The sequence below is a fragment of the Nitrospira sp. ND1 genome, from assembly GCF_900170025.1.
Lineage (GTDB): Bacteria > Nitrospirota > Nitrospiria > Nitrospirales > Nitrospiraceae > Nitrospira_A.
The window spans coordinates 2864821-2891673 of record NZ_FWEX01000006.1; the positions used below are offsets into that span (position 1 = coordinate 2864821).

General features: G+C 59.9%; 25 protein-coding genes and 2 tRNA genes. 22 read left to right on the forward strand and 5 right to left on the reverse strand.

The genetic code is table 11. The annotated features are described in order from the left end of the window. Positions 1-232 precede the first annotated feature (232 nt). Entirely contained in the window at positions 233-1141 is a 909-nt protein-coding gene (locus tag NSND_RS18275) for a hypothetical protein (protein ID WP_143833618.1), read from the forward strand. On the opposite strand, the gene NSND_RS18280 is transcribed toward NSND_RS18275, so the two are convergent. Together NSND_RS18280 and NSND_RS18285 are read right to left on the reverse strand one after the other, a co-directional pair. Beyond that, positions 1078-2022: a formylglycine-generating enzyme family protein gene (locus NSND_RS18280; protein WP_080880353.1), complete on the reverse strand. Its 945-nt coding sequence runs from the start codon at positions 2020-2022 to the stop codon at positions 1078-1080. The two genes, NSND_RS18275 and NSND_RS18280, sit on opposite strands and share 64 nt — an antisense overlap. Then, a complete protein-coding gene (locus tag NSND_RS18285) occupies positions 2022-2633 on the reverse strand; it encodes a hypothetical protein (protein WP_080880354.1) in 612 nt (203 codons plus the stop codon). Before NSND_RS18285 ends, NSND_RS18280 begins: the two co-directional genes overlap by 1 nt. Positions 2634-2821: 188 nt before the next feature. Here NSND_RS18285 and NSND_RS18290 point away from each other — a divergent pair, with 188 nt between their 5' ends. The 4 genes from NSND_RS18290 to NSND_RS18305 all read left to right on the forward strand — a co-directional run bounded on the left by NSND_RS18290 (position 2822) and on the right by NSND_RS18305 (position 5484). Beyond that, positions 2822-3553, forward strand: coding sequence for a hypothetical protein (locus NSND_RS18290; protein WP_080880355.1), 732 nt, complete (start codon positions 2822-2824; stop codon positions 3551-3553). Positions 3554-3603: 50 nt separating this feature from the next. Continuing rightward, complete coding sequence (locus NSND_RS18295) at positions 3604-4233, forward strand: MBL fold metallo-hydrolase (RefSeq protein ID WP_080880356.1); 630 nt, start codon at positions 3604-3606, stop codon at positions 4231-4233. Positions 4234-4484: 251 nt separating this feature from the next. Next, entirely contained in the window at positions 4485-5000 is a 516-nt protein-coding gene (locus NSND_RS18300) for a bifunctional nuclease family protein (RefSeq protein ID WP_080880357.1), read from the forward strand. A gap of 160 nt (positions 5001-5160) precedes the next feature. Then, positions 5161-5484, forward strand: a complete 324-nt coding sequence (locus tag NSND_RS18305) for a PilZ domain-containing protein (protein WP_143833619.1) — start codon at positions 5161-5163, stop codon at positions 5482-5484. 44 nt (positions 5485-5528) lie between these two features. Here the strand turns inward: NSND_RS18305 and trpS are convergent, their stop codons facing one another. Together trpS and NSND_RS18315 are read right to left on the reverse strand one after the other, a co-directional pair. Continuing rightward, on the reverse strand, positions 5529-6518 hold the full coding sequence (gene trpS / locus NSND_RS18310; protein WP_080880359.1) for a tryptophan--tRNA ligase: 990 nt from the start codon (positions 6516-6518) through the stop codon (positions 5529-5531). A gap of 179 nt (positions 6519-6697) precedes the next feature. Further along, a complete protein-coding gene (locus tag NSND_RS18315; RefSeq protein WP_159450868.1) occupies positions 6698-8692 on the reverse strand; it encodes a penicillin-binding protein activator in 1995 nt (664 codons plus the stop codon). A gap of 163 nt (positions 8693-8855) precedes the next feature. Here NSND_RS18315 and xerD point away from each other — a divergent pair, with 163 nt between their 5' ends. The 17 genes from xerD to NSND_RS18400 all read left to right on the forward strand — a co-directional run bounded on the left by xerD (position 8856) and on the right by NSND_RS18400 (position 24703). Continuing rightward, positions 8856-9806: a site-specific tyrosine recombinase XerD gene (gene xerD / locus NSND_RS18320; protein WP_200810560.1), complete on the forward strand. Its 951-nt coding sequence runs from the start codon at positions 8856-8858 to the stop codon at positions 9804-9806. 145 nt (positions 9807-9951) lie between these two features. Continuing rightward, positions 9952-10027: transfer RNA gene (locus NSND_RS18325), tRNA-Val, on the forward strand. Positions 10028-10161: 134 nt separating this feature from the next. After that, a tRNA-Asp gene (locus tag NSND_RS18330) sits at positions 10162-10239 on the forward strand. Positions 10240-10312: 73 nt separating this feature from the next. Beyond that, positions 10313-11035 (forward strand): MotA/TolQ/ExbB proton channel family protein, encoded by a 723-nt coding sequence (locus tag NSND_RS18335; RefSeq protein ID WP_080880361.1) that lies wholly within the window; start codon positions 10313-10315, stop codon positions 11033-11035. Then, a complete protein-coding gene (locus NSND_RS18340; RefSeq protein WP_013249869.1) occupies positions 11032-11484 on the forward strand; it encodes a biopolymer transporter ExbD in 453 nt (150 codons plus the stop codon). Before NSND_RS18335 ends, NSND_RS18340 begins: the two co-directional genes overlap by 4 nt. A 41-nt stretch (positions 11485-11525) precedes the next feature. Beyond that, complete coding sequence (locus tag NSND_RS21930) at positions 11526-12752, forward strand: energy transducer TonB (protein WP_080880362.1); 1227 nt, start codon at positions 11526-11528, stop codon at positions 12750-12752. 5 nt (positions 12753-12757) lie between these two features. After that, positions 12758-14080, forward strand: a complete 1323-nt coding sequence (tolB, locus tag NSND_RS18350; protein WP_159450869.1) for a Tol-Pal system beta propeller repeat protein TolB — start codon at positions 12758-12760, stop codon at positions 14078-14080. 69 nt (positions 14081-14149) lie between these two features. Then, positions 14150-14893, forward strand: a complete 744-nt coding sequence (locus NSND_RS18355; protein WP_159450870.1) for an OmpA family protein — start codon at positions 14150-14152, stop codon at positions 14891-14893. 64 nt (positions 14894-14957) lie between these two features. Then, positions 14958-16634 carry a tol-pal system protein YbgF gene (gene ybgF / locus NSND_RS18360; RefSeq protein WP_159450871.1) on the forward strand — a complete coding sequence of 559 codons (1677 nt, stop codon included), beginning with the start codon at positions 14958-14960 and terminating at the stop codon, positions 16632-16634. A gap of 2 nt (positions 16635-16636) precedes the next feature. Beyond that, positions 16637-17416, forward strand: coding sequence for a tol-pal system protein YbgF (ybgF, locus tag NSND_RS18365; protein WP_080880366.1), 780 nt, complete (start codon positions 16637-16639; stop codon positions 17414-17416). Between the two features lie 72 nt (positions 17417-17488). After that, positions 17489-19288: a DNA mismatch repair endonuclease MutL gene (gene mutL, locus NSND_RS18370; RefSeq protein ID WP_080880367.1), complete on the forward strand. Its 1800-nt coding sequence runs from the start codon at positions 17489-17491 to the stop codon at positions 19286-19288. A 17-nt stretch (positions 19289-19305) separates the two neighbouring features. Continuing rightward, positions 19306-20337, forward strand: a complete 1032-nt coding sequence (gene miaA / locus NSND_RS18375; RefSeq protein WP_080880368.1) for a tRNA (adenosine(37)-N6)-dimethylallyltransferase MiaA — start codon at positions 19306-19308, stop codon at positions 20335-20337. Then, positions 20334-21233 carry an S-methyl-5'-thioadenosine phosphorylase gene (mtnP, locus tag NSND_RS18380; RefSeq protein ID WP_080880369.1) on the forward strand — a complete coding sequence of 300 codons (900 nt, stop codon included), beginning with the start codon at positions 20334-20336 and terminating at the stop codon, positions 21231-21233. Before miaA ends, mtnP begins: the two co-directional genes overlap by 4 nt. 3 nt (positions 21234-21236) lie before the next feature. Beyond that, positions 21237-22154 carry a PfkB family carbohydrate kinase gene (locus tag NSND_RS18385; RefSeq protein ID WP_080880370.1) on the forward strand — a complete coding sequence of 306 codons (918 nt, stop codon included), beginning with the start codon at positions 21237-21239 and terminating at the stop codon, positions 22152-22154. Beyond that, positions 22151-22852: a tetratricopeptide repeat protein gene (locus tag NSND_RS18390; protein WP_080880371.1), complete on the forward strand. Its 702-nt coding sequence runs from the start codon at positions 22151-22153 to the stop codon at positions 22850-22852. The genes NSND_RS18385 and NSND_RS18390 overlap by 4 nt, the downstream gene beginning before the upstream one ends. A 9-nt stretch (positions 22853-22861) precedes the next feature. After that, the gene (locus NSND_RS18395; protein ID WP_080880372.1) at positions 22862-23815 is read left to right on the forward strand and encodes a helix-turn-helix domain-containing protein; all 954 of its coding nucleotides are present in this window, start codon (positions 22862-22864) and stop codon (positions 23813-23815) included. A gap of 435 nt (positions 23816-24250) precedes the next feature. After that, positions 24251-24703 (forward strand): c-type cytochrome, encoded by a 453-nt coding sequence (locus NSND_RS18400; RefSeq protein ID WP_159450872.1) that lies wholly within the window; start codon positions 24251-24253, stop codon positions 24701-24703. Positions 24704-24902: 199 nt separating this feature from the next. Here the strand turns inward: NSND_RS18400 and NSND_RS18405 are convergent, their stop codons facing one another. After that, the gene (locus tag NSND_RS18405; protein ID WP_080880374.1) at positions 24903-26774 is read right to left on the reverse strand and encodes a caspase family protein; all 1872 of its coding nucleotides are present in this window, start codon (positions 26772-26774) and stop codon (positions 24903-24905) included. Positions 26775-26853 lie beyond the last annotated feature (79 nt).

Sequence of the window (26853 nt, forward strand, 5' to 3'; positions counted from 1 at the left end):
TGTCTGGTGGGCTGGTAGGCCCATCGCGTCTTATCTCGAATTTCCACCGACGACGCGGTTCGTTGCCCACGAGCCCTTTTCCTGGCCGATCTTTACTGGAATGGCCGCGATGATCATCGGGCTACTGACCCCGTTTTGGTCGTACGTTTTGCGGATGCAACGATCTGACTTCCCAGCAACGGCCGATCCGAGCCACGTTTCACGTGTTACGTTTCACGAACGACGCGCATCCATGGGCCGCTTCCCCTGGTGGGGATGGCTCGCGCTGTTCTGGAGCTCGGGCTGTTGGTTCCTGGCCTGGACCCGATTCGAGTGGATGCAGGCAGTGCAGGCCCATACGTTTGCCCCCCTCTGGATAGGTTACATCGTAGTGGTGAATGCGCTGACGTATCGTCGCACCGGCCGTTGCATGCTGCTGCACCGTCCGCGCTACGTTCTGTCTCTCTTTCCGCTCAGTGCCTGCTTCTGGTGGTTCTTCGAATATCTGAATCGCTTTGTTCAGAACTGGCACTACGTCGGTGGAGGAGAGTTAAGCGCGTGGGAGTATCTGGTGCGCGCGACGCTACCCTTCTCCACGGTGCTGCCCGCGGTACTTGGTACGGCAGAATGGTTGTCGTCATTTCCGAGGTTATCGGCAGGGCTGGATCGGTTTGTGACGTTCGAATTCAAGAACCATACGACGTGGGGGTGGGGGCTCTTGATCGGTTCGGCCGTCGGGCTTTTCGGAATTGGTCTGTGGCCTGACTATCTCTTCTCGCTGGTGTGGGTCGCGCCGCTGTTGCTGATCACGTCGCTGCAATTGATTCGGGATGAGCCGACGATCTGCAGCGGCACGGCGCAAGGCGATTGGAGAACCCTTTGGGCAGCGGCGCTTGCGGCGTTGATCTGCGGCTGGTTCTGGGAGATGTGGAACTTTTACAGCCTGGCCCGATGGGAATATGCGGTGCCGTTCGTGCAACGGTTCAAATTGTTTGAGATGCCGCTGCTCGGGTATGCCGGCTACCTGCCGTTCGGGCTGGAATGTCTGGCTGTGGCGGACTTGTGCTTGTCGAGAAAGTTTTCGGGAGTCGTGGCCTATTACGGTGCGGCTGAAGGCGGCACCGATTTGGCACAACGAAAGCCCACGGTGGCGGAGCGCTGATCGGCAGGTGCGCCGCTGCGGGTGGCGGTCCTGAGCATGATCGGCCGGCTTTTCCAGGACCCGCCGCGCAGGCTTTTGTACCGGCCGCTGGTCGGTCCGGGCGGATTGCGTTCCGGCATGTAGGCGTAATAATCGAAGCCGAACCAGTCGTTGACCCATTCGGCGACATTCCCCGCCATGTGGTGGACTCCGTAGTAACTTTTCCCCGCCTCGCCGCTGCTCACAGGCGCCAGAATCGGGATTTCATGCACGTGATGTTGCCCGAACATGGCGAGTGTACTGTCGGGGAGGGTGTCCCCCCAGGGGAAGCGATTTCCGTCCGGCCCGCGCGCGGCTTTCTCCCATTCCGCTTCGGTCGGCAGGCGTTTGCCCAATGAGCGGCACAGGCTGTCGGCTTCTTTCCAGGTCACGTATAAGGCGGGCCACTGGGCCAGCGTCTCATCGGTGACGGAGTGCACTGTGATCACGTGCCAGATCAGGTGCTGGAGGTCCTTTGAGGGATGCAGCTTGTGAGCGAATAGATAGGAGAGATATTCACCGAGGCTGATTTCGTCGCGGTCGATTTCGTAGGCATCCATCCAGACCCGGTGCTGTGGAAGTTCCGTATCGTCGAACTGTGTGCCCATCCCATAGGGATCGTCATCCACCCGGACGCTGCCTAGCAGGAACGGCCCTTCGGGAATTCGAATGGTAGGCGAACCGGTCGTGAGTTTGGCGATTGATGTCAGGTGCTTGGCCAGTTCAGCAGAAGGTGGAGGACTGGGGGCTCGGTTGGCAGCGGGGAAACTCGGGCTGGACCAGGCTGAGATGAGGAACAGGATTGCAAGGCCTACGTAGCGTGGAATGGAAGCCATTCCCGGTAAGACGGAACGTGCAGGCATTACAGTTTACTCGGCGAGGCGACGGCTTTTCCGATTTCGGCAATCAGCCGGCGTTCGATCTCCGCGGTTTCCTCCGCATCCACCGCCAGGATGCGACCGCCCTGCGCCAGGCGTTCAAAGTCGGCTTTGACGCTCAACCGAGTGACGTTGGACGGCAGGGCTTGGAGCGACACCACATACTGATTGCGCGAGCCTGAGGTTTCCAGCGAGGTCGGGGTGGTGACTTTGCGTTCGGTGACGTAGATCGTTTTCTGGTCGGTCTTGACGCTGACTTTCACGCGGTAGCCGTTGCGCGCCAGGGCTTCTTCGGCGGCTTTTCCGACTGCAACCAGCGGGCGCGGGAGGTCCTCGACCTGCGAGCCCTTCTCTTCGACGCGGATATTGTCCGTGGCCTGGGCCGCTTTTGCGGCCGTTCGCTGAATCTCTCCCGACAGCTTTTTCGACTCGGCCAGTTGGGAGTCGAGTTTGGTCCCGAGCGCCTTGGCTTCGGCCTGCAGCGCCTTTGCCTCGGCTTGAGCATGCTCCGCCTGCTTCTTGGCGTCACGTAATTCCTGGTTCAGCAGATCGATCTGTTGCTGCATGACCTTGTTGCCGTCCTGCAGCGAATTCATGACCGACTCCTGCTTCGCCAATTGCTTGCGGAGGCTTTCGTTTTCCTGGCGAAACGGCGACTCGTCCGGTGTGCATCCGACACACCACGATAGTACTGCGAGGCTGAAGAGAGCTGCGAGCGATCGCTGGGGAGGCTTGATCATAGTTTGGGTAAGACCATCAGACCAATACCAGAGTTTGGCCCCCCTTGTCCATCTTCATTCATGTTCCCGCCGGTTTGACCCATCACGAAACAAGCGGCTATTCTGTGGTCATGGCGTTCTGGTGCAAGGTGGTTTTGCTCGTCAGTCTGGCGCTGTGTCAACCAGCGACAGCCGTGGTGTTTGCCGCGGCAACGCCCGAGCAGCCGGAGTCCGTGCCTGCCGACGAGTATCCGTTTTATGACCTCGCCGTCGAGGCAAAGTTCCTGACCTCTCGTACCAGACTGGTCATCATCGAACGCATGACGTCCACCCGTCTGCATCCGGAGGAGCCGCAGTTGCCGACGGTGGCCTGGTTTGCCGAGCAGGGATTTTTCGATGGCCGGTTGCCTCAGGATCTCATTCGGGATTTCGTGGCGAAGGCTCAGCGGCCGGCTCGATTGGATGCCCGTTTTACCTTCGGGGTACGCTACCGGTTCGTGTCCGGCGAAGGGGTGCCGGAGACTGAAGCTGCTGTCCCGGTTGTTCCCGCTGCTTGGCCTATTGAGGAGGATGGTGACGAGGATGCTCTCGAGACCCTCGACCGGCTGGCCTTCTCCCGTGTGGGACTGACATTGCGGGGCGACCAGGCCTTGCTCTATGTGGCGAATCAGCGGCCTAATGCGACCGGTGCCGGATTTTTGTTCTGGTTCGTGCGCCGACAGGGGCGTTGGGAGATTTACGATACGGACGTGTTGTGGGTTGCGCAGCCGGACCAGAATCCTTCAGGCCGTCGATAGCAGGGGGGCAGGTGCGTCGTGGTACTCGTTTGGTTCACTGAGGAGTGTGCATGATTCGCAAGACCTTTTCCGTTCCGCCGCTCGGTTGTAACTGTTCGATCATCGGAGATCCGATCACGAAACAAGCGATTGTGGTCGATCCGGGCGGGGCACCCGAGCGCATTCTGCAGGAAGTCCGCGCGATGGGGTTGACGGTGGTGAGCATTGTGCACACCCATGCGCATTTCGATCACTTTCTCGCATCGGGAGCGATGAAGCAGGCGACCGGCGCCGCACTCTGCCTGCATCCCGATGATCGTCCTCTGTGGGACATTCTGGAGATGCAGTGCCGCATGTTCGGCGTGCCCTATGTCCCGGCGCCACCGCCGGACTATTGGTTGAAGGATGAGGAGCGGTTGGCGATCGGCGAGTTGGAAGGGATCGCGTTGCACACGCCCGGGCATACCCCCGGTTCCATGTGTTTTCACTTTCCTGCTGCGAAGCTGGTGGTGGCCGGTGACACCTTGTTTCGCGGATCCATCGGCCGCACCGATCTCTGGGGCGGAGATTTTGATGTCATCGAACAGTCGATCCGGGAACGACTGTATACGCTCGACGAACAGACTGCCGTGGTCACCGGGCACGGGCCCGAGACGGAGATTGGCCGGGAGCGGGAGACCAATTCCTTTGTGCGAGCCTAGCAGGATGCGGAAAAAGTCCGTCCAGCGGCGTTCTCGCTTCGTTCAGAGGATCACCGGACGGCGCAGAGTACGATTCACCTCTTCGCTCGCTGCGGCCTCGCTGGACGGCCTTTTTGCGCATCCTGCTGGCGATTCTGACGCTGCCATGGCATGCGAGCTGTCCGGGATGTATTACGCAAGAATTGACTTTTCCACAGTTTGGTAGCAGCGGGGGCTCATAGCAGCTTCCATGTGAACCACAGGAGGGAACCATGAGCGCGACGACACGATTTTGGTTGGTGTTTCCGCTCCTCTCACTGGTGCTGGCGTTGTCCGTTTCCGATCCCCAAGCCCGTGCCGGCGAGGCCGGCAGTTCTCCCAATGTGACCATCAGCGATGTGCGTGTGCGGCTCTCCGATCACGGCCCCGTGGTCCTGCTCTCGGCGGACGGCAAAACCATTCCCGTCTTTGTCGATCACACGGTTGCCGCCTCCATTCAAGCGGCCTTGACCGGTGAGAAATTGCCCCGCCCGCTTTCCCACGACCTGATGCATACCATTCTCGAGTCGCTCGGTGGTCGTGTGGTCCGGACCGTGATTACCCTCAAAGCGGGAACGTATTACGGAAGTTTGACTGTGGCGTTCCAGGGGCAGGAAAAGGTCTTCGACAGCCGGTCCTCAGACTCCATTGCCTTGGCGATTCACTTCCAGGCGCCCATTCTCGTGGGACGAGATATGTTGGATGCGGTCGGCACGTCGATAGGGGAACCCAAGCCGGAAGCCCTGTAGCGTCGCGAAGCCTGCCTGCACGATGTGCGCAGTTCGCCCTGCTCTTCGCTAGACCCTTCCTGCCAAGAAACGGGCAGTGCTGGCGTTTTACGGGCTTCTGGCCTATCGTACGAGTGATGCGAAGCACCGTCTGTCGACGGGCACGGAGGCCGAATTCACAATGAAGAATCAACGCAAGCATGAACGTGTTCACGTTCAGTTTCGCAGTCATTTTTCGATGAAGGGGAAGATGCTGGCCGGAGACGGGGATCTGACCGACCTGTCTCCCGGCGGCTGTCGTATTCTCAGCTCGGTGCAGGTTCTGGTCGGCGCCGAGGTGGAGCTGTGCATTTTCCCGGGGGACAGTGCCAACCCCATTCTCATCGATGGGGCCACCGTGCGCTGGTGTCAGCCGAACGAATTCGGTCTCTCGTTTACGAAGATCCGAGTGCCTGTGCAGCGCCAACTGACCGATGTCTGGCGCAAACTCGCCAAACCCGCCTAGCAGGCTGTCTTTCCAGCGGGCGTCCTCGCCGGCGCCACGATCACTTAGATCTTCATGGCGTCGCGCACTTCGGCCATGGTCTGGGATGAGACGGCCGTGGCGCGGCGGCGCCCGTCTTCGGCGATCTCGTCCAGGCGCGACGGATGCTGGGTAAGGGTGGCGCGGGCGTCCCACATCGGTGCCAGGCGCTCCACCACCCGATCGGCCACCAGCTTCTTGCAATCGATGCAACCGATAGCCGCCTTGCGACAGTCTTGGTTGACCTGCTCGATCACCGGCAGCGGTGAGAAAATCTTGTGAAAGTCGTAGACGGGGCAGACATCCGGGTTGCCGGGGTCGTGGCGTCGCACCCGCGCCGGATCGGTGATCATGGTCTTGATTTTCTGCCGGACGACGGGTTCCTGATCGGAGAGGTTGATGGCGTTGCCGTAGCTCTTGCTCATCTTGCGCCCGTCGGTGCCCAGGACCTTCGCAAACTTGGTGAGGTGTTCCTGCGGGTCTGGAAACACCGGACGATAAAGGCTGTTGAAACGGCGCGCGAGTTCGCGAGTGAGTTCGAGGTGCGGCAACTGGTCTTTGCCGACCGGCACGAAATCGGGCTTGTAGAGGAGGATGTCCGCGGCCTGCAGGACCGGGTAGCCCAGAAAGCCGTAGGTGCTCAGGTCGCGCTCCTTGATCTCTTCCTGTTTCTCCTTGTAGGTCGGGTTTCGTTCCAGCCAGGAGACCGGAATGATCATGGAAAACAACAGATGGAGAATGGCATGGTCCGGCACCTGGGACTGGACGAAAACGGTGGCGCGCTTCGGGTCGATCCCGGCTGCCAGCCAATCGATCAGCAGTTCCCGCACATATTCTTTGATGCGGCTGGTGTCGGCGTAGTTGGAGGATAAGGCATGCCAGTCCGCCACGAAGAAGAAGCACTCGTACTGCTCCTGCAGCGCGTTCCAGTTCTCCAGCGCGCCCAACCAATTGCCAAGATGGAGCAGGCCGCTCGGCTGCATCCCGCTGAGTACCCGTTTCTGACCCGTTGTCATGCCATCACTCCTGTATTCTTGCAGGATGCTGAAAGAGCCCGCCGGCCTCGTCCTCGCTTTGCCTCGGTGCTTCGCTCGCTGCGGCCTTGCTGGACGGCCCTGGTGAGCATCCTGAGTCGCTGGTCGATCTCGCCTGAAATTTCAATGGATCGATTTTCTTTCCACCGGCACCGCACCCGTCAGTCCAGTGGGACGAACCTTCCCTGTTTGACTTGAATCAGAAAGACGCGGCGATTGAGTGTGCCGTCGGGACTGAACCCGCTCGGGCCGCTCAAGGTCGGCAGGTCATGTTGCATCATTAAGAAGTCGCGGACGCCTTCGCCGGTGGTCGCCCCCCGCTTGATGGCTTCCACAGCCAATCGTGCGGCGTCATAGCCCTGGGCAGCGAACAGCGAAGGGGTCGCTTGAAACCGTTTGCGATACCGCTCCACAAATTCCTGTACGATCGGGCTGCTGCTCTCTGCAAAGAAGCCATCGACAAAGACACTGCCTTCGACGGTTCGATCGGCGACCCGCGCGAAATCCGGAGTGTTCCATCCGTTGGCCCCAAGCAACGGAACCGCGATGTCAAAAAACGCCAATTGGGCTGCCAGCAGTCCCACATCCAGCGAACGTCCAGGGATGAACACGGCGTCGAACCCCGGTGAGTAGAGCAGGCGCTTGCCTTTCTTGCCTCCCTGTCTGATCCCGGTTTTGGCCGGATCGTTGTCGACTTGCACTTCCACGCCGTATTTCTTCAGATCCTCGGCTTTGAGCTTGCCGATCACGGCGCGAAAGTCGCTGTCGCCTTCCTTGTAGGGCTCGCTCACGATCAGTTCTCCGTCCTGTTGCCGGACTTCTTGCGCGAACAAGCGGGCCAGGTCGCGGCCGTAGGCGGTATCGGGATAGAGAATGGCGACGCGTTTGTACTGCTGTTCCCGGATCGCATAGTCCGCCACGCGTTTGGCCTGGTGGCCATAGGTAAGCGCTGTGCTGAAGACGTAGCTGCCGAATCGTCGAAGGTTCGGGGCGGTGGCGCTGGGCGTGATCAGCGGAATGCGTGTCCGTTCGGCCATTTCAGCCATCACCGGCAGGTTCTTGGACAGGAGCGGGCCGATCACGGCGAGCGGGCGATCGTCGGACAATACGCCGGAGAGTTCATCCAGAAAGGCGGCACGGTCAGATTCCGTATCCTTGACGATCAGGCCGATCGAGGGTGTCTCGCCGCCGTCTTTGGAGCGTTCGAGGGCCAGCTGGATGCCGTTCAATACCTCGGCTCCGAAAGGGGCCAGCTTTCCGGACATGGGAAAGATGGCGGCGATGGAGTAGGGATGTGATTTGAACTTTGTCCGCACCACCGCCTGGAGGTCGGCCGCTTTTGCGGCATAGGGATGGTTGGGGAAGCGGCTCAGGAAGAGGCGCAAATCCCGTTCGACCAGATGATCTTCTCCGGCGGCGGTATGGAGTTCGATGAGCTTGATGGAGGCCAGATCTCCCGGAAATGATTTCGGGTAGGCCTCGCGGACGCGCACGAGCGCCGGAGCGTCGAGTTGCTCATTGACGAGTTGCCGGATCTGGCCTTCGGTTTCATGGGCCTGGTCGCCGGCATCCAGCGGAATCTCATCCAGCCAGGCTTGGATGGCCCGGAGGTAGTCTTTCTTCTGCGCCTGGAATTCGCCCGTGAGCCGCAGCGCATCGCGCTTGATGGCGGGATCGGCGGAGAGGCTGCGGACCTCGGAGAGCAGCGGGAGCGCCAGGTCGAGGTTGCCCGCGCGCGCGTGAGTTTTGGCGAGCAGCAGTTTGGCCCGATCGGCCAGGTCAGAGCTGGGAAATTCGCCGAGCAGCTGATTGACGTAGCGGACGGTTTCCGCATGTTCTTTCATGCCGAACATGGCCGCGGCCATCAACAAGTAGGCATCGTCGAGGAGGTCGGGAGGGGGACCGCTTTCGATGAAGCGTCGCAGCATGACCGCTGCGGCTTCCGGTTGTTCCGAGTCGATCAGACGTTTGGCCTGGTCGAGCACGGACTGGCCGGCGGCAGTCGGCGATTTCGATTGCTCTGTGCGGGACGGCGCTGGATTCTTTTTGGCAGGGGCTGCCTCACCGAGCGTGACTAGGCCCGCGAGGAACGCCACCGCGAGGGCGACGCTGCACGCGCGGAGATGCGGGGCGCGGGGTACTGATCGAGGAACCATTGACTCCTGTGCATGGCGAACGCTCTCGCCGCAAGTGAGGCTACTATAGGAAACAGGTGCGGGGGTGTCAAGGTAACTCGAGGTCGATGCGTTGTGTTCGGAAGGAGGCTTGGCTATAGTCGATGCAGCCTGTTCCTCGTCGCATTCAGCAAGGGTGTTTCCCATGAGCCGTGAGTCGGAGGATCTGTCTGCGCCGGTCCCGGAGCGACTCCCGCTGGAGCCGTTCATCGAGCGCTACTGGGATCATGTGCGGATCGCGCGGGGCTTGTCACGCAATACGCTGCTGGCATATCAGCGGGACGTCGCGACGTTTCAGCGCTATCTCCGGGATCGGCAGGTCTCTGATGTGCGGGAGATGTCGCCTCCGCTGCTGGCCGGATTTCTCGATCATCTGCATCGGTCAGGCCTCGCGTCGTCGTCCCGCGCGCGCGCGCTTGCCGCGGTCAGGAGTCTGTTCCGCTTTCTGAAGCAGGAGGGGATGATTGCCGCCAACCCGACCGTGAGTTTGCGCAGCACCTCGCGCGCCCGACGGTTGCCGAAAACGCTCAGTCCCGAGGAGGTGACGCGTCTTCTGGATCTGCCGCCCCGTCCATTGCCGGAAGATCATCGTGATCGCGCGATGGTGGAGGTGCTCTATGCCGCCGGGGTGCGTGTGTCCGAATTGATCTCGCTGCGGATTGACCAGTGCAATCTGGATGTCGGCTATGTCGGTATCACTGGCAAGGGCGATAAACAGCGTGTCGTGCCGATCGGACGTCCGGCGATTGAGGCGTTGCAGGCCTATCTCCTCGCTGCGCGACCGGCGCTGCTGAAACAGCGGTCGTCACGATTTGTGTTCGTGAGCCGTCGTGGCACGCCGCTCACGAGGCAGGCTTTCTGGAAATTGCTCCGCGCGCGTGCGCACCGGGCCGGCATCAAGAGGATTCCTTCGCCTCATATGCTGCGACATTCCTTCGCCACGCACTTGTTGCAACGGGGCGCTGACTTGCGATCCGTGCAGGCGATGTTAGGGCATGCCGACATCGCGACGACGCAAATTTATACGCATGTGGACTCGTCACAGTTGAAAAAAGTCCACACTGCGTGTTTCCCGCGCAACAGATCGCGCCGATGAGGGGTGACACTCGCTACCTCTACTGGAAGCTCCCGGAGAAATTTTCGCATTGCGAGAATCTTGCAAGAATAATGCATGATTCCTGGTTGACACTGCTTTGTGGAGTTGATAGCATCCCGAAAATCTGCCGAGAGCGAGAAAAATCGGGCGGATAGCTCAATTGGGAGAGCGCTGCCCTTACAAGGCAGAGGTCACAGGTTCGATCCCTGTTCCGCCTACCAATGAAGAAATGCAGGGAATTGCGCGCAAGGCATTGCCTTATCCATTAGTAGTGATGTACAAGAGTACACTCTACCGTATTTAGACTGTTTGATTCTGAAGATCTGAATTCTTCTTCCGCCATCTTGGGTTGCGTGGGGCCGTCGTTCAGCCTGGTTAGGACGCCAGATTGTCAATCTGGAAGTCGCGGGTTCAAATCCCGTCGGCCCCGCCATTCCCCCAGCTTTTGGTACAATCCATGCTTACCGTTTTCATGCGACGCCATGTGAAGGGAAAGGTCTAGGCTCATGTTCCAATCAGGCGTAATGGGGTTGGTGGGCTCACTGGGGGCGGTCTCGAAAATCGTTCTTCTACTGCTCTTTGTCGCTTCGATTCTCTCCTGGGGTGTGATTTTCTACAAATGGCGGACTTTCAAAGCGGCGGATCGCGAGGATCAGCGGTTCTTCAGCGCGTTTACGAAGATTCGCGATCTCGATGAACTGTATCGCCAATCCAAGCGGGCCGACGGCAGCCCGAGCGCGCGTGTATTTCAGGGCATTATGGATCGCGTCCTGACGGTGTCCGGGGATGGCACAGTGAGTGCGTCTCAACCGGCCAGTGCCTCGAAGGATCCGGTGGCTGCGATCGATCATCAATATATGGACAAGACCGTGGCCTATCTGGTGCAGAACCAAGTCTCGCATTTGGAATCGTACCTGCCCGTGCTGGCCACGACGGGGAACATTACCCCCTTCATCGGATTGCTGGGGACGGTGTTGGGTATCATCGACTCGTTTCGTGAGATCGGGACTCAGGGAACTGCGAGCATCGCGGCTGTGGCTCCCGGCGTGTCTGAAGCGTTGGTGGCGACCGCGGCCGGATTGTTTACCGCTATTCCTGCCGTGATCTTCTACAACTATTATCTGACCCGCATTCGTAAGACCGTGTTCCGGATCGAATCGTTCACAGTGGAGGCGATGCGTTCATTGCAGACCCGGATGAAGCAGGCCGCAGTTGGGGGGCAGTTGTGACGTCGGAGACCAGACACCGGCGCTTCATGGCGGAGATCAACGTGATCCCGCTGGTGGACGTGGTGTTGGTGTTGCTCGTGATTTTCATGGTGACCGCCCCCATGTTGTATCGCGGGATGGATATCAATCTTCCCAAGTCCGCCAGCAATACGATTAAGCCTGAAGCGAGAGCGGTTTTGTCCATTGAGCGCGATCAGCGTTTGTATTTGGATAAGGACGCGGTGAGTGTCGTGCAACTCGAGCGGAAGCTTCGGGCCTTGAAAGATCAAAGCCCCGATGTCTCGCTCTATCTCCGCGCCGATCGGGACGTGCCTTACGGGATCGTGGTGCAGGTGATGGACAGTGTGAAGAAAGCCGGGATTGAGAAGCTTGGTATGGTGACGGAGCCTACAGGTGCCGAACGCGTGAGTGAGTCGGTCGCGACCCCCGCGCAGCCACGCAAAAGGTAGCGGCGCCGCGACTCGCGCGCCACACGGTCGTATCGCAAGTCATGACGTTCCAAGCCCTGCCAAGACATACCGCGCTCTTTCTGATCGGGGATGTGGGTGAAGCCGGAAGCCGCCGTCTTCGCAAGACGGTTGTGGTGTCCCTGGTGCTCCACCTCTGCCTCCTATCCGTGATTATGGGTGCCAAGTTCTTTAAGAAAACAGAACGTCCGCTCTCGGCGGTGGAAGTCTCGCTGGTCACGTTGCCGCCTGTGGAAGCGAAGCCCGAGCCGAAGGTTGAGAAGGCGGTTCCCCATCCCACACCCAAGCCGGTGCAATCTGCTCCGATGCCCGTGCCTCCCAAGACGGTGCAGACCCCAACACCGCCTCCGATTCCGCCTCCGGTCCAGGCCGCTCCGGTGGCCAAGTCGGCGCCACCAGCTCCGGCACCGGCTCCTGCGCCTCGTTTGCAGGCTCCTGTGCTGGCGGCGCCACAGCCCGTTCCGCAGGCTGCGAAGTCGCCTTCTTCCGCCCCCGTGACCAACCGGGCGGATGTGCTTCGGGATGTGATGAAAGATATCGAGTTGCCGCCGAATGCGCCCCAGTATGGCGATCTGGCCCCGATGAAACCGGCGGAGGTGAAAAAGTCTGCTCAGCCGAAAGTGGGTGGACCTGAGCGATCAGACCTGGATGCGATGCTGAAGAAATTGAACGTGCCTGAGATGGCCGCCGCCCAAACCGCGCCTCCGCAGGAACCTCCCAAGTCGGCTGTCACTCCCACGAAGCGCGCCTCTCTCTCTGAAGAGATGAATAACGACCTTGATCGCGAGCTGCAGGATTTGAAGAAACTGCCATCCCTTTCGCCGGTCAAAGCGACTGAGCCGGTGCGGGAGGTGAAGCCGATGTTCCGCGAACCGCAGCCGGTTGCGAGTGCTCCGCCGGTGACGGCCAGTGTCCCCCGTAGCAAGCCTGAAACCCGGTTGCGCGTGGCAGGGATGCCGGGATCGAATCAATACCTGGCCCGTGTGCAGGCCAGGATCAGCAGTTTCTGGACGGCACCGCCGGTCGATATTTCGGGCAAGGTCCTGACCGTCACCGTGCGGTTCCGCTTGGAGCGCGATGGCCGGGTGGGGTCGGTCATCATCGAACAGTCGTCCGGCAACGATTACTATGATATGGCTGCGCAACGGGCCGTGCAGAGCGCGATTCCGTTGCCACCCTTTCCGCCGGATTTGACGGATTCTTATTTTGATGCCCACTTTACTTTTGCCGTAGGCGAGGCTGCAGGATGAATCGTGTGATCATTGGTCTTATGATTGCTCTCTGTGTCGTGGTGGGAGCCGGGCTCTTCGGGATTCTGGATTCCCGCGCGACCGATGTGTTTCTGGAGGCAACCCGGCCGGACTTTCAAAAGATTCCCATTGGAGTATTCGGTTTTCAGAACGGCGGCGGTCCCGAATGGCTCGGGGGCCGTATCGAGGAAGTGCTGAAGGCGGACCTTCAGCGGTCTCTGGTCTTTTCGTTGGTGGATCTACCTGCCATCGGGGTGAAGGCGCGCGAAGTGTCGACCACCGACAAGGCGATCTTTAAGCAGGCGGCAGAGAACGGCGTCTCCGTGCTGGTCTGGGGGAAGTCGGGCCAGAAGAACGGCAGCAAAGAGAGTGAGCTGTTGATGGACGGCTTCGTCTACGACAGCGGCAGCGATGAGGTCGTCGGTGGAAAGCGTTATGTGGGTTCGACCTCGGTCGTGCGGTTGATGGCGCACCGGTTTGCCGATGAATTGGTGTTTCGTTATACCGGAGAGCCGGGCATCGCCAGGACCAAAATTGTATATGTCGCGGAGCATGGCAATGCCCGTGAATTGTTCGTGATGGACTACGATGGATATGAGCCCAAGCAGATTACGGCGGACGGCTTTCTGAATCTGATGCCGCGCTGGTCGCCCGATCGCCGGTTCATTGTGTTCACAGCCTATCGGAGCCGGAATACCCAGGACATCGATATCCTGGAACTGGCGACCGGCAAACGGTGGACGCTAGTCTCAATGGCGGGGCTGAACATTACGCCTGCCTTGTCGCCAGACGGGAATTTTCTGGCGTTTGCCAGCAGTCAGGACGGCAATTCCGAGATTTATAAACTCGACACCCGTACCAAGACTCCGCAGCGGCTGACGGTGAATCAGGGGGGCGATCTCTCGCCGACCTGGTCGCCCACCGGCCGCGAGATTGCGTTTACCTCGGACCGCGGAGGTGCTCCTCAACTTTTTGTCATGAGCGCAGACGGGTCCAACGTTCGTCGCCTGACCTACGAAGGCGACTACAATGCCGCTCCGGCCTGGTCGCCGCGCGGCAACTGGATTGCGTATGTCTGCCGGACCGCTCAGCGGTTGTATAAGATCTGTATCCTATCCCCCGACGGACAGAAGCGGGTTCAGGTCACGACGGGGCCCGGGATCGATGACTCGCCGTCCTGGTCTCCCGACGGCCGGCATATCACGTTCAGTTCGACCGTCGACGGAAAAAGCCACATCTATATGGTGGATACGGACGGAAAAGGGTTGGAACGCATCACGTTCGGTGGCACGCACAATAGTTCGCCGTCCTGGTCCCCGGCGCTGTAGGTACGATCATCAGGCAATACCCGAGTCTACGATATATTAACCATTCACCAATCCATGAGGAGTCACGATATGAGGATACCGGTAGCGACAATGGGCCTGACACTGACAGTCGGGATGCTGTTGGTCATGCAGGGTGGGTGCTCGAAGAAGTCTATTCAGTCGGGTGGTGACGCGCAGTCAACGGAGCGTGGTATGGCCAAGTCGGGCGGGCCTGCTCCGGCTCCACTCGCGTCAACCGGGGGGATGGATGCTCCCAGTGCGACATTCCCGGACTTGTCTCTCTCCAGCAAGCCGGATGATTTGGAGACCGGCGGATTGCGTGGGTTTGATTCGGTGTCGGGTGGAAAAGCGCCGTCCGAAGAACGCCTGGGCGGCGGGGGCACGATGTTGGCCAAGGTCGAGCCGTCGGAGAGCACGGCGCGCCAGATCGAGGACATTCGTCGCGAGCAAGCCAAGGAACAAGCGGCATCCGCAGAAGCCGGATTGCGCGACGTGTTCTTTGGTTATGACAGCTGGACCATCACCGAAGAGGGACGGCAATCCTTGACGCAGGATGCGCAGTGGATCAAGGCGAATGCAGGTGCACTCGTGAAGATCGAAGGCCATTGCGACGAACGCGGCACGCTGGCCTACAATCTGGTGTTGGGCGAAAAGCGCGCCAAGGCCGTGCGGAACTATCTGGTCGAGCTTGGTGTGGGCGCCAACCGGTTGGCAGTGGTGTCCTACGGCAAGGAACGGCCATTCTGCAACGAACGGAGCGAAAGCTGCTATCAACAGAACCGTCGCGGTCACGTGGTCGTGCGGTCGAAATAACTGTTCCGATCAGGGATGATGTGACATGATTCTCCGGAGCAACGCCGGTAAAGGGAGACCTGTCATGGACAGTGGATGGCCAGATCGAAGTGAAATGGTAACGAACCCATCATTCGGGCGCCTCGGAGCGGTCGGCGGCAAAGCTGCGCCGGCCCGACTCGGTGTGCTCGTGCTGGTCGCGTCTGGGTTGACCTTGTTGTCGGGATGTGTGGCGCAGCAGGCTGACCTGAAACAGACGGAGCGTGAACTGCAGCGTCGTATCAAGCAGACGACGGAGGAGCAGGCTCAGACAAGGGCGCGTCAAAACCAGGAAATCGTCTCACTACGTGAGCAGGAAATTCCTAAGTTGAGTGGCGATGTGGGGGAGGCCATTCACCGCACGAAGGCCCTGGACGCGCGGCTGGATGACTTGATGGCGAAATTGGCCTCTCAGGATTCGAAGCTCAGTCAGCGAATGAGCGAGGGGGAGAAACGCTCCGCTGAAGAAAGCAAGCGATTGGGTTGGGTCGAAAAGCAGCTGGTCGATCAGGATGCCTTGCTCAAAGGCGAGCGGGACCGGAATCGGGCGGAACTCGCGTCGGTGACGGCTCGTTTGGATCAAGTCACCGCTCACATGGACGCCATTCAGAAAAACGTTCTGGATGCCATGCAGAAGACCACGACGGTGCTCGCGCAAAAAGTCGATTCGCGCCTGGACGATCAGCAAAAGGTCTTGCACGGTCTCGAAACGCGGTCCCAGAATGTGGCGCAGCTCGATTCACAGAACAAGGTGTTGGCCGACCAGGTTTCCAGGCTCAACCAGGCATTGGTGGATTTCAAGCAGGCGTTGGGTAACTTGGGAGAACGCGTCGTTCAGCAGGACCAGGCGGTGAAGCATCTGGCCGCGTCGCTGGACCAGGACACCGTGGCGTTGAATAAACGGACGGATGCATTGGCTGGAAAAATCGAGGCGGACAACAAGGTGACGGCGGAACACTTGAACGAAGTGAACCGGAGCGTGGCCTCGGTGGCGAAGGCGTTGGAAAATGCCGGCGGTAAATTCGTATCCCGCGAAGATGACCATGAGCGCCGTATCGATGAGACGACGCGCGAACTGGGTCATGTGCAGGCGCAAATCCAGACCCTGGACAAAAACTTGGAGAATCAACACGCGTTCTTGAAGCAGGTCGAGCAGCATCTGTCGGCTTTGCGCGTCAGCGCGTCGCAGCGGGCCGAGCAGGCGCCGGCCGTCGCGGAAGTGGCGCCGCTTGCACAGTCGCAGGCCATGCCGTCGCCGGAAGCCGTCTCGCCGCCAACCTCGTCTCCTGTCCCGTCAAGCGGGTCGATGTCTCGCTCGGAAAATCGTAGCGCAGCCCTGATGGCGGATCGCGAGTCGTACGAGCGGACGTTGACCCGGTTTAAGGACGGCGATTTGGACGGGGCGCGCCAGGGCTTCGCGGAATTTCTCCTGCAACATCCCCACTCGGACCTGGCTCCCAATGCGCGGTTCTGGCTGGGCGAGTCCTATTACGGGAAGAAAGATTTCTCGCGCGCCATCGATGCCTACGATCAAGTGCAGTTGAACCATCCCGCCAGCGAAAAAGTGCCGGCTGCCCTCTTGAAGAAGGGCTATGCTTATCTCGCGCTCAAAGATCGAAAGAAAGCCGCCTCGGCGCTCAAGCAGGTCATCGACCTGTATCCAAAATCTCCGGAAGCCAATAAGGCGATGGACAAACTGAATCAACTAAAGGAGTTGCACTAACGATGAAGCTCCGATTCGTGGAGGCATTGCAGGTAGGGGCGGGGCTGACCTGCGGACTGGTGTTGGCAGGGTGTGCGAAGCACGCCGATTTCCTGGAGATCCGGGATCAGGTCTCGATCATCGCCCGGACGCAGGATCAGGAACAGAAGCGATTCGAGGCGATGCAGCGCCGACTGGAGTCGCTCGAACGCGTTCGGGAGCCGGAGGGCGGAAAGCTGCGGCTCGACGATGCGTTGGCCCGCCTTCAGAAGCTCGAGGGACGTCTGGCCAAGATTGAAGAAACTCAACTGGCCCAAGCCGCCTCCATTCGGTCGGACCTCGCGCTTGCCGAAGCCAATCGTCAGGCGCGTGTCTCGAAGCCGTCCGGGCCCATTGAGCCGGCGACCATCATGCCCGGAGTGCCGTCGATTACGCCGACCTCGGCCTTCAATCTCGCCTATAACGACTACCTCAACGGCAAGTTCGATCTTGCCGTGACCGGGTTTCAGCGGTTCATCAAGGATTTTCCCTCGACCTCGCTGACGCCGAACGCGCACTATTGGCTCGGAGAATCGTACTACGGCCAGAAGGATTATATTCGGGCGATGCAGTCGTTCGAGCACGTCGTGAACGAGTATGCGGGCAATGAAAAGGTTCCCGCCGCGCTCTTCAAGCTGGGCTTGTCGGCCGCCGAAACCGGCGATACCGCAAAATCGCGCAAGTATCTGAAGCGGGTCATCGAGGAATATTCGACGTCCGATGAAGCCAAGCTCGCGAAAGCGAAGATGGCCGAAATTCGATGACCTTGGGCCTGCTGCACGGTCCTCTCTCCATCCGCTCATCCTCGGTTCGAATCTCAGGGAGCGTTTCTTCCCATGGACATAGCGAGTAGTGTGGGAAAGATTCAGGTTCTGCCGAGCGATGTCATCGGCCGCATTGCGGCAGGGGAGGTGGTCGAGCGTCCGGCTGCGGTCGTAAAAGAGCTCGTTGAAAACAGCCTGGACGCCGGCAGCAGCACGATCACCGTCGAGGTCAAAGACGGAGGCCTCGGGCTGATTCGTGTCACCGACGACGGCGAGGGCATGTCTCGACGTGATGCTTCTCTCGCTTTTGAGCGGCACGCCACCAGTAAATTGCAGTCGGATCAGCAGCTCGGCACCATTTGCACCATGGGCTTTCGCGGGGAGGCGTTGCCCAGCATCGCAGCCGTATCGAAAGTCCGGCTCACGACGTTGTCTCGCCAGGAACAGGTGGGCACGCAGCTCTGGCTCACGGCGGGGACCATCACGCGGGTCGAAGATGCCGCGGCGATTCCCGGGACATCCATCGAGGTTTCGGAGCTCTTCTACAATACGCCCGCCCGCAGGAAATTTCTCAAATCGACCACGACAGAGTTCTCCCATATCAGCCATGTGGTGCAGCAGGCCGCGTTAGCGTCGCCGCAGGTACACGTGCGGTTGATTCATAACGGCTATGAGGTCTTCGCACTGCCGGCCGTGTCCTCGCCTCGCGATCGTGTGCTGCAGGTGTATCGCGCCGCATTCGGTGACCGGGCGCTGGCCGTCGATGTTCAGCAGAACGGTTTGTCCCTGAGGGGCTTCATCATCGATCCGGTGCGGGCGCGCGCCGGGCGGACGCCGCAAGAACTCTTCGTCAATCGCAGGCCGATCAAAAACAGCACCGTGCAACATGCGGTTGTGGATGGCTACAGTTCGTTTCTCGCGAAGGGCCATGCTCCGCTGTTTGTGCTCTTTCTTGATGTCGAGCCCCAGCGGGTCGATGTCAACGTGCATCCGACTAAACGAGAGGTCCGGTTTGCCGATAACGAGCAGATCCACCAGCTGGTTCGTTCTGCTGTGCGCCATACCCTTGGTCGCGCCCACATCGAATCGTCGATGGCTGGGGCCGCTCACGCGCATCCGGACGGGAACGGGGTATCGAATGTCGCGATTCCCGTCGAGGAAACTGGCGTCGAGCCGGCAGCCCTGTCGTATCCATCATTCGCACCCCTGAACGTGCCTGTTCCGCCGACTCCCTCAGCTGAGAGCCAAACCTCATTTGTCGGGGAGGGGGGCACTCCTTATCAATCGGGTGAGGCCGTGGATATTGTTCCCCTCGGCCAGATGCACCGCACCTATGTGATTGCGCAAGTGGGCGATGAACTCCAGGTGATCGATCAACATACGGCCCACGAGCGAGTCTTGTTTGAGCGACTGTTGCGAGCCTGGCAGGGCAAGAGCTTGCCGTCCCAGCCGCTGCTGTTGCCGGAACCGTTGGAGTTGCCTGTTCAACAAGCTCTCATCCTTCAGCGCCATCTGGCGGAACTGGAACGACTCGGGTTGTTCATTGAACCATTCGGGCCCTCCTCCTTCTTAATCCGCAGCCTGCCGGTGATGTTGGGCCATCCTGACCTGGCCGCGCTGGTTCAAGATCTGATTGACGATCTTGAGCAGTGGGATTCGATTTCCTCGCTGGAAACGAAGGTGAAGCCCATTCTTGCATCACTGGCTTGCCACGGGGCTGTTCGGGCGGGCCGGGCGATGGCGCTTCCCGAGATCAGGCAACTGGCGCAGGATTGGGTGGCCGAGGGGTCGATCATGACCTGTCCGCACGGCCGCCGTGTGGCCTTCCGTCTCTCGGGGGACGAACTGGCTCGCCTGTTCGATCGTGCATAGGAAGAGGGAGTCCGGGGATGGTGCGACTGTCGGAATCGCAGCGAGCGTCGCGGCCCCTGGTGCTGCTGGTCGGGCCGACGGCGGTGGGAAAGAGCGAGATCGGCCTTCGGCTAGCGCATGCGCTGGATACGGATGTGCTGACGGCAGATTCGCGCCAGGTCTATCGCGGGATGGACATTGCGACCGACAAGCCGACGCCGGAGCAACGACAGGGCGTGCCGCACCGCCTCATCGATGTAGTCGATCCCGACGAGCCGTTTAACGCCGGGCAGTATCGCCGGCTGGCGCTGCAGGAGATTCAGCGGCTGTATGGAGCCGGCCGGTTGCCGTTGATCGTCGGTGGCACAGGACTGTACGTTCGGACGCTGATTCATGGATTGTGTGATGCCCCGCGCGCAGATCAGGCCTATCGAGAATCGTTGTTGCAGGAGGCCCGCGCGCAGGGCGGCTATTTTTTGCACGGTGAATTGACGCGTGTCGATCCCGAATCGGCCGCGCGGCTCCATCCCCACGACGAAGTCAAAATCGTGCGGGCGCTTGAAGTCCATCATCTGTCGGGACAACGCCTGTCGGATATGCAGCGGCAGCATCGTTTCGCCGAGCAGGAGTTTTCGGTGCTCCTCATCGGTCTGAATCGGGATCGCGCGCAGCTCTACCGCCGAATCGACGACCGGGTCGAGTCGATGTTTGCGCGAGGCGTGGTGGAGGAAACCGAACGACTGCTGGCCGACGGGTATGGGCGGGAGTTGGGTGCGATGAAGGGGCTGGGGTATCAGCAGGTTGCCGGCTATCTGGCCGGCGAATACGACCGGGCTGAGGCGCTCCGCCTGTTGAAGCGTGATACCAGACATTTCGCCAAGCGTCAGTTGACATGGTTTCGGAAGGAGCCCGGCTTGCGCTGGTGTGAGCTCACTGAGCAGGATCGTTCGGAGGATGTAGCCGGGCGTCTGCTTGAGATGATTCGTTCGTTTGTCCAGGATCTAGCACCTCGACGGCCGGAGGAAATGCCGAATCCGTCGCTTACCATGGAACAGGAATCGACCGCATGACTGAATCAAAGAAGGCCGGGCAGGCCGCAATCGGTATTATCGGTGGCAGTGGGTTGTACGACATTGAAGGACTGGCGCGGGTTCGGGAAGTGCGCGTTCGAACCCCGTTCGGTGCGCCGTCAGATGCCATTCGTGTCGGGGTGTTGGGTGGCATCCGTGTTGCGTTTCTCTCCCGACATGGGCGGGGGCACCGGCTCAGTCCCAGCAGCATCAACTATCGCGCCAATATCTATGCATTGAAATCGCTCGGGGTGACGCAAGTGATTTCGCTCAGCGCCGTCGGCAGCATGAAGGAATCCATCCGTCCCGGTGACGTCGTGCTGCCGGATCAGTTCATCGATCTGACGAAACGCAGAGTGTCGACGTTTTTCGACGAGGGCATTGTGGCGCATGTCGGGTTCGGGGAGCCGGTCTGTTCGTCGGTGGCGGATGTGTTGGAGCAGGCAGGGCGAGCGGTGGGGGCGCGGCTTCAACGCGGTGGTACCTACGTGTGTATGGAAGGACCCCAGTTTTCTACGAAGGCGGAGTCCCGGTTGTATCGCCAGTGGGGGGTAGATGTTATCGGTATGACCAACATGCCGGAAGCCAAACTTGCCCGTGAAGCGGAGCTCTGTTACGCGACCGTTGCGCTCGCGACGGACTACGACTGCTGGCATGACACCGAAGAGGCCGTCACGGTCGAGGCCATTCTGGCCACGCTGCATAAGAATGTCGCTCTGGCTAAACAACTGTTGAAGGCGGCGCTGCCCAAGTTGGCGCCGGACCGGACTTGTGTCTGTCATCAGGCGCTTCGGACCGCCATCGTGACCGCGCCGGATTGCATCTCTGCCACGGCGAAGCGACGGCTCAATTTATTGATTGCTCCCTCTGTGCGGACGCGGAAAGGAAAACGGTGAAGCATGGGTAAATTATTGGTAGTGGGATCGGTGGCGCTGGATACCGTCAAAACGCCGTTCGGTGAGGTCACCGAAGTGCTCGGGGGATCGGCGACGTACTTTTCGACGGCCGCGAGCTACTTCACCTCGGTCGATCTGATTGCGGTCGTCGGGGAGGATTTTCCGGAGCAACACGTGGCGTTCCTGAAGAGCCGGAAGATCGATTTGGCCGGCTTGGAGCGGCGACCGGGTGCCACGTTCCGCTGGAAGGGGGCCTATTCGCACCAATTGAACGAAGCGCAGACGCTCGATACCCGCTTGAATGTGTTCGAGACGTTTCGTCCCAAGATTCCCGCTCAGTACAGTTCGCCGGATGTCCTCTTCCTGGGCAACATCGACCCGAATTTGCAGCTGGATGTCTTGCAGCAGGTAAAACGTCCTGCGCTGGTCGCCTGCGACACGATGAACTTTTGGATCAACGGCAAGCGCGACGCACTCTGGAACGTGCTGCAACACATCGACATTCTCATCATCAATGACGGAGAAGCACGGGCGTTGGGCGAGGACACGAATCTCGTCAAGGTCGCTAAGAAGATTCTCGCGCGAGGCCCCAAACACTTGATCGTCAAACGCGGTGAATATGGCGTCCTGATGTTCAACGACAAGCAGGTCTTCGGGGCGCCGGCGTTCCCGCTGGACGATGTGAGAGATCCCACCGGTGCGGGCGATACGTTCGCCGGAGGATTTCTCGGTTACCTGGCAGCGACCGGAAACCGGTCTCCCGAGGCAATGCGGCAAGCCATCATTTTCGGCAGCGTCATGGCCTCGTTTACAGTAGAAGCCTTTAGCCTTGACCGATTGAGGATCCTGGATTACAAAGAGATTGAGGCGCGTTTCAAAGAATTCAAGCGGCTCACTCACTTTGAGGACATTGAGGCATGATGACAATTCGCCGCGAGCAGGATCGCGCCGCGCGCACCGCTTCTGTCGGCGCGGGGGCACGCTGGCTGGTGTTGCTCCTGGGCTTGTGTGTGTTGAGCGGGTGTGCCAACGAAGAGAACCTGCGCAAGTCGAAAGGGTTCTATCAAGAAGGGGTCGCCCGGCTCAGTTCCGATCAACAGCAGGCCTACGTGTCGTTTCAGAAGGCGGTGAAGCTCAACCCCGACAATAAGGAAGCGCACTACGGGTTGGGACATATCTATTCCTCGCAGGGGCGGTTCAAGCTGGCCGAGGAATCGTTCCGTGAGGCGATTCGTATCGACGGTGACTATGCCGAGGCGAACACCTATCTCGGGCAGGTGCTGGCCAATCAGGATCGATGGAAAGAAGCCATCGCGGCCTATCGACAGGCGCTCAGCAATCCGCTCTATCCGACACCGGATCTGGCACGCTTCCACTTGGGGAAAGCCTTGATGCACGAAGGCGATCTACAGGGGGCCATGGAAGTGTTGGAAGACGCGACGACCGTCACGCCGCCGAACGTCCCTCCCGCCATGCTCCAATTGGAGTTGGCGCGCGTGTATCACAAGCTCGGATTCGATGTGCGGGCGCGTGAGGCTCTCGCAAAGGTCTCAAACTTAGACAAGGGCGGAGAACAGGCAGCCGCAGCGCAGGAACTTCTCGGTCAGCTCAAACCATAGGCGGATATCATGGAATCAGTGGGTGAATTTTTTCGGCAGGTGCGTGAGACGAAAGGCCTGACGGTCGATGAGGTGGCCTCGAAGACCAGGATTCGCACGGATTTCGTCAAAGCGCTCGAAGAAGGAAATTTCGCCAAGTTGCCCGACCAAGTCTTCGCGCGCGGCTTTGTGCGCTCCTATGCGCGATCGTTGGGGCTCGACGAAGAAGATGCCATCCATCGGTTTGTGCAGTCCGCCGGTGCGTTCTATGAAAAACAGGGTGAGCGGGAGCGGTTGAGGCAGCGGCAGGTCGAAGAGGAACGGCGCCGGAAAGCCAATCGCAAAGCGGTGGGTATCGCCATTGCTGTCGCCATTGCAACGCTGGTGTTTCTGCTAAGTCGGGAACAGTCTTCGACATTGGTGCGGCGTTCCGGATCGGACCAGCCGTCGCCGAGTAAGAAGAGCGCGCCTTTTGCCAAGGATACACGCGAGGCGCCGCGTCAGGGCTTGGAACTTCCGCCTCCCATCGTGCCACCGGCGACGAAACCGGCTGAACCCGTGGCCGTTCCCTCAAAGCCCTCGCAGGAAAAGGTGGCTGCCGCTGTGCCGCCTCCTCCCGCTCCTCCGGTCAAGCCGGCGCCGGTTCAGCCGGAGCAGATGGCCGCTCAACCCTCCTTCTCCGGATCCGATGGTCCTCTCGCAGGGCTCTCTGTTGATGGACCCGCTGGTCCTGATGGTCCGCTCGTGCTGGATCTGGATGCCACTGAGTTGAGTTGGGTGGTCGTGCAGGTTGATTCCGGTAGTCCCCAGGAGGCGTTGCTGCGCCCTGGTCAAAAGGCTCAATGGAAGGCTCAGGACCAGTTTACGGTGACACTCGGCAATGCCGGAGGCGTCCGCGCGGAACTCAACGGTAAGCCGCAAAAGCCATTTGGGCCGAGCGGAAAGGTTGTGCGCGATGTCGTCCTCAAACGTTCAGGTTTGTGATCGGGTAGTGTTCTGGTACCTGCGGCCGGTTTGAGTGTTCGTGTCCACTCACCTGCGGTTCACTCTCCATAATCGGTGTCGCCGAGCAGCTCCTCCGGTTCCCTTCGCGCATACGAATGGGGCGCGCAGGGGGTCTCTGGGGCGCAAAGGTGTCACGCTTGGATAGTGGTACGTACGAGCCCCTGTGCTGAGAGTTCAGAATAGCCACAATTTCAGCCTCTTTCCCCACTTCTCATCCTGGCACGCCCCTTGAGTTCCACGTAGGTCGGCATAGGCGAAGAGCCGGCAAGGAGGTTTCCAGTTCCCTTGACAAGACAGAAAACGCGTTGCTATAGTTCGCCTGTTTTGTCGTCCTTGTCACAGGCTTTTTTCATGCTGCCCAGGATAAGCGGGTCGTTGTTCACGCGGTGGGTTCAACACAAAGGAGGAGTTCTGATGGGGTATTTTTCTAAGTTCGTTGGAGTCTGTGCGGCCGTCACCTTGTTGTCTGTGGCGGTGGTGGGAGCCGAGGAAAAGGATCCGTTGAAGCCCCGTGTTGCGCCGGATCAAATGGCGGATGCGAAGGCGATGAAGAACCCGGTTGCCTCAACCCCGGAAAGCATTGCCAAGGGCAAGGCACTGTATGAGGGCAAAGGCACCTGCTTCAATTGCCATGGGAAAGAAGGAAAGGGCGACGGCCCTGCCGGCGCGATCCTCAACCCGAGCCCGCGTAACTTCACCAACTGCAAGTTCCACAAGAAGCGGAAAGACGGCGAGCTGTTCTGGGTGATCAAGAATGGCAGCGCAGGCACCGGTATGGTGTCCCTGATCCCTGCGGCCATCAATGAAGAAGAAGCGTGGACGATCATCAACTACGAGCGCAGCTTCTGCAAGGGTGGAGAAGAGTAGTTTCGAGTTTCGGCCGATCGGCTGAACAAAAGGGGGCGTCGAGGGTATCCTCGACGCCCCCTTTGCTTTTATGCGGCATGTGCTGGCATCCAGATCCGGGCGGGGAACGTACGCGGGACGGATGGTGTCCGCCCCGCCGGGATTGCGGCTGGACGTGTTGTAATTCGGGCGACGCCGTCGTCAGAAACCGGATGGTTGTTCAGGGTTTGTCGGTCGCGGGTATCGTAGGTGGTCTTGTAAGTACCGCGTCCATCCCCTTGTCGGGGACTCGTAGTGCAGGGAACACTTGCGGTTGTTGTTCCTGCTTGAAGGTATTGCGAGCTGCCGTCGGGATCTTTCGGGTGAGGTAATCCGTGACCTCGCCGATCGTCACCTCTCCGTTCCGATTGAGATCCGCTTCGCCACGAAGGCCTCGCAAGAGGTAATAGGTGAACAAACCATGGCGCAACGTATCGGATTCCAGGCTTTTTCCGAAACCCGTGGTGCCGATCAGGTGTAGTACCTTTCCGCTCGTGCCCGTCCATTTCGGTGCCGCGACCTTCGATCGTCCCTCACCGCCGTTTTTGAGAACGGTCCCGTCGAATACGAACAGGATTTGCTTCGCCTTCAATCGTTCCAGTGCCGCCTCCAGATCTTTCAGCGGATACAGGCGGGAGGTTGATCCCAGGGAGCCATCGTAGGGAATCAGAAAGGTGTCTCCGGTCGGCGAGACGACAGCCTGCCCGGCGAAGTACACCGTGACGAGGGAGTCCTGCGTGAGTTTTGATGGAAGCCAATCGAGCAACGCTTCCTCAATATCGGGGCGTAAGGCGCTCCAGTCTTGCAACAACCGCACGTTATTCTTGGGCACCCCCCCAAGCGCTTGTAAATAGGTCGCGACCATTTCGGCATCCAGGGCGGCGTATTTGCGCCCGCCGATGTGCTGTTCGCGATAGCTGCTGATGCCGATGGACACCAGATAGTCGCCGGATCGCTGTCCCCCCGTCGTCGGAGCGGGAACTTGATCCACATCGTCGGTAGTGATGCCGGTCGGCCGTACCGAGGCCAGCAGCGTCTGAGGTGCGGGGACGGGTTGTCCGGTTCCGCTTGCCAGGGAGACCTGAAATTCAGCCTGCTGCGGGTACAGCGATTGCGGCAGGGTGGCGATGAACTCGAGGGACTTGGAGCCGCCTGTCTCGATGGTGCCCGTGGATAATTTCGTAGCCGGGAATTGTGCGATCAACGCCGGTGGGCCGGTGAGCTGAACAGTCATGGGCTGCACCGCCTGGGAGCCGGTGTTGACGATGTCGACCCGTACGCGGATCCGTTCGCCGCCTTCGAGAATTAAGTTGCTGTTTTCATCGAGAAGGGTGGCTTTAAATGACAGGGGGGATGCCATCGTGGTGGTCGAGTTGGCAGGGACGATGCCAGCCGGTTTCTGGGCGGCCTCGGTAGGCACGACGGAAGCGGGTGGGGCCGCGGCCGTTGCAGCATGCGTGGGGTCAAGCAGCACACGTGCTTCCTGCATGAACTGCGTGGCCAGCACGGTGGACGCGTCCTGAAGCAGGGGATCAACGATGTAGTCACAGCGTTGCTGGGTGAGCTCAAGCTGCAGCCGCTCCTTGCGTGTGGATTGCAAGGGCCGCTCGGCCAGCGGTGTACCGGCTGCATCAAAGAACTCTGCGAGGACATCCAGGCTGAGTTCGGCGGGGGCACGGTCATAGAGCGCATCGGGTTGAATCTTGAATCGAGGGTCCAGCATGCGTATCCGCACCGTCACGTCCGGTTTTCCGGCGCTGTCATGACTGCCGGGAAGCACTACGGCGCGAAACGTCTGATGGGCGGCTTGTATCAGCATGTCTTCTACGGTCGGACCGATAGAAAACGGCCGGATCCGGCCGCAGCCGTCGATGTATTCGGTCTTGGCGGCGGACAGCGACGGGTCAACGTCCATTTGAATGGTGAGGGGGACCGGAGGGCCGAGGTCCGGCAGGGCCTGGCGAGCAAAGCGGGACTTGATACTTTCGCAGCCTGCGGAAGCCAGCAGAGGTATTAAGAGCATTCCAAGAATGAGTGCGCGGTGCGTCTTCAAGCCGAGGCCTCCTCTACGCCGGATTTTGAAGCAGGAACGGTACAGGAAAGGAGGGGGCATTGCAACCGAATGCCGGTGC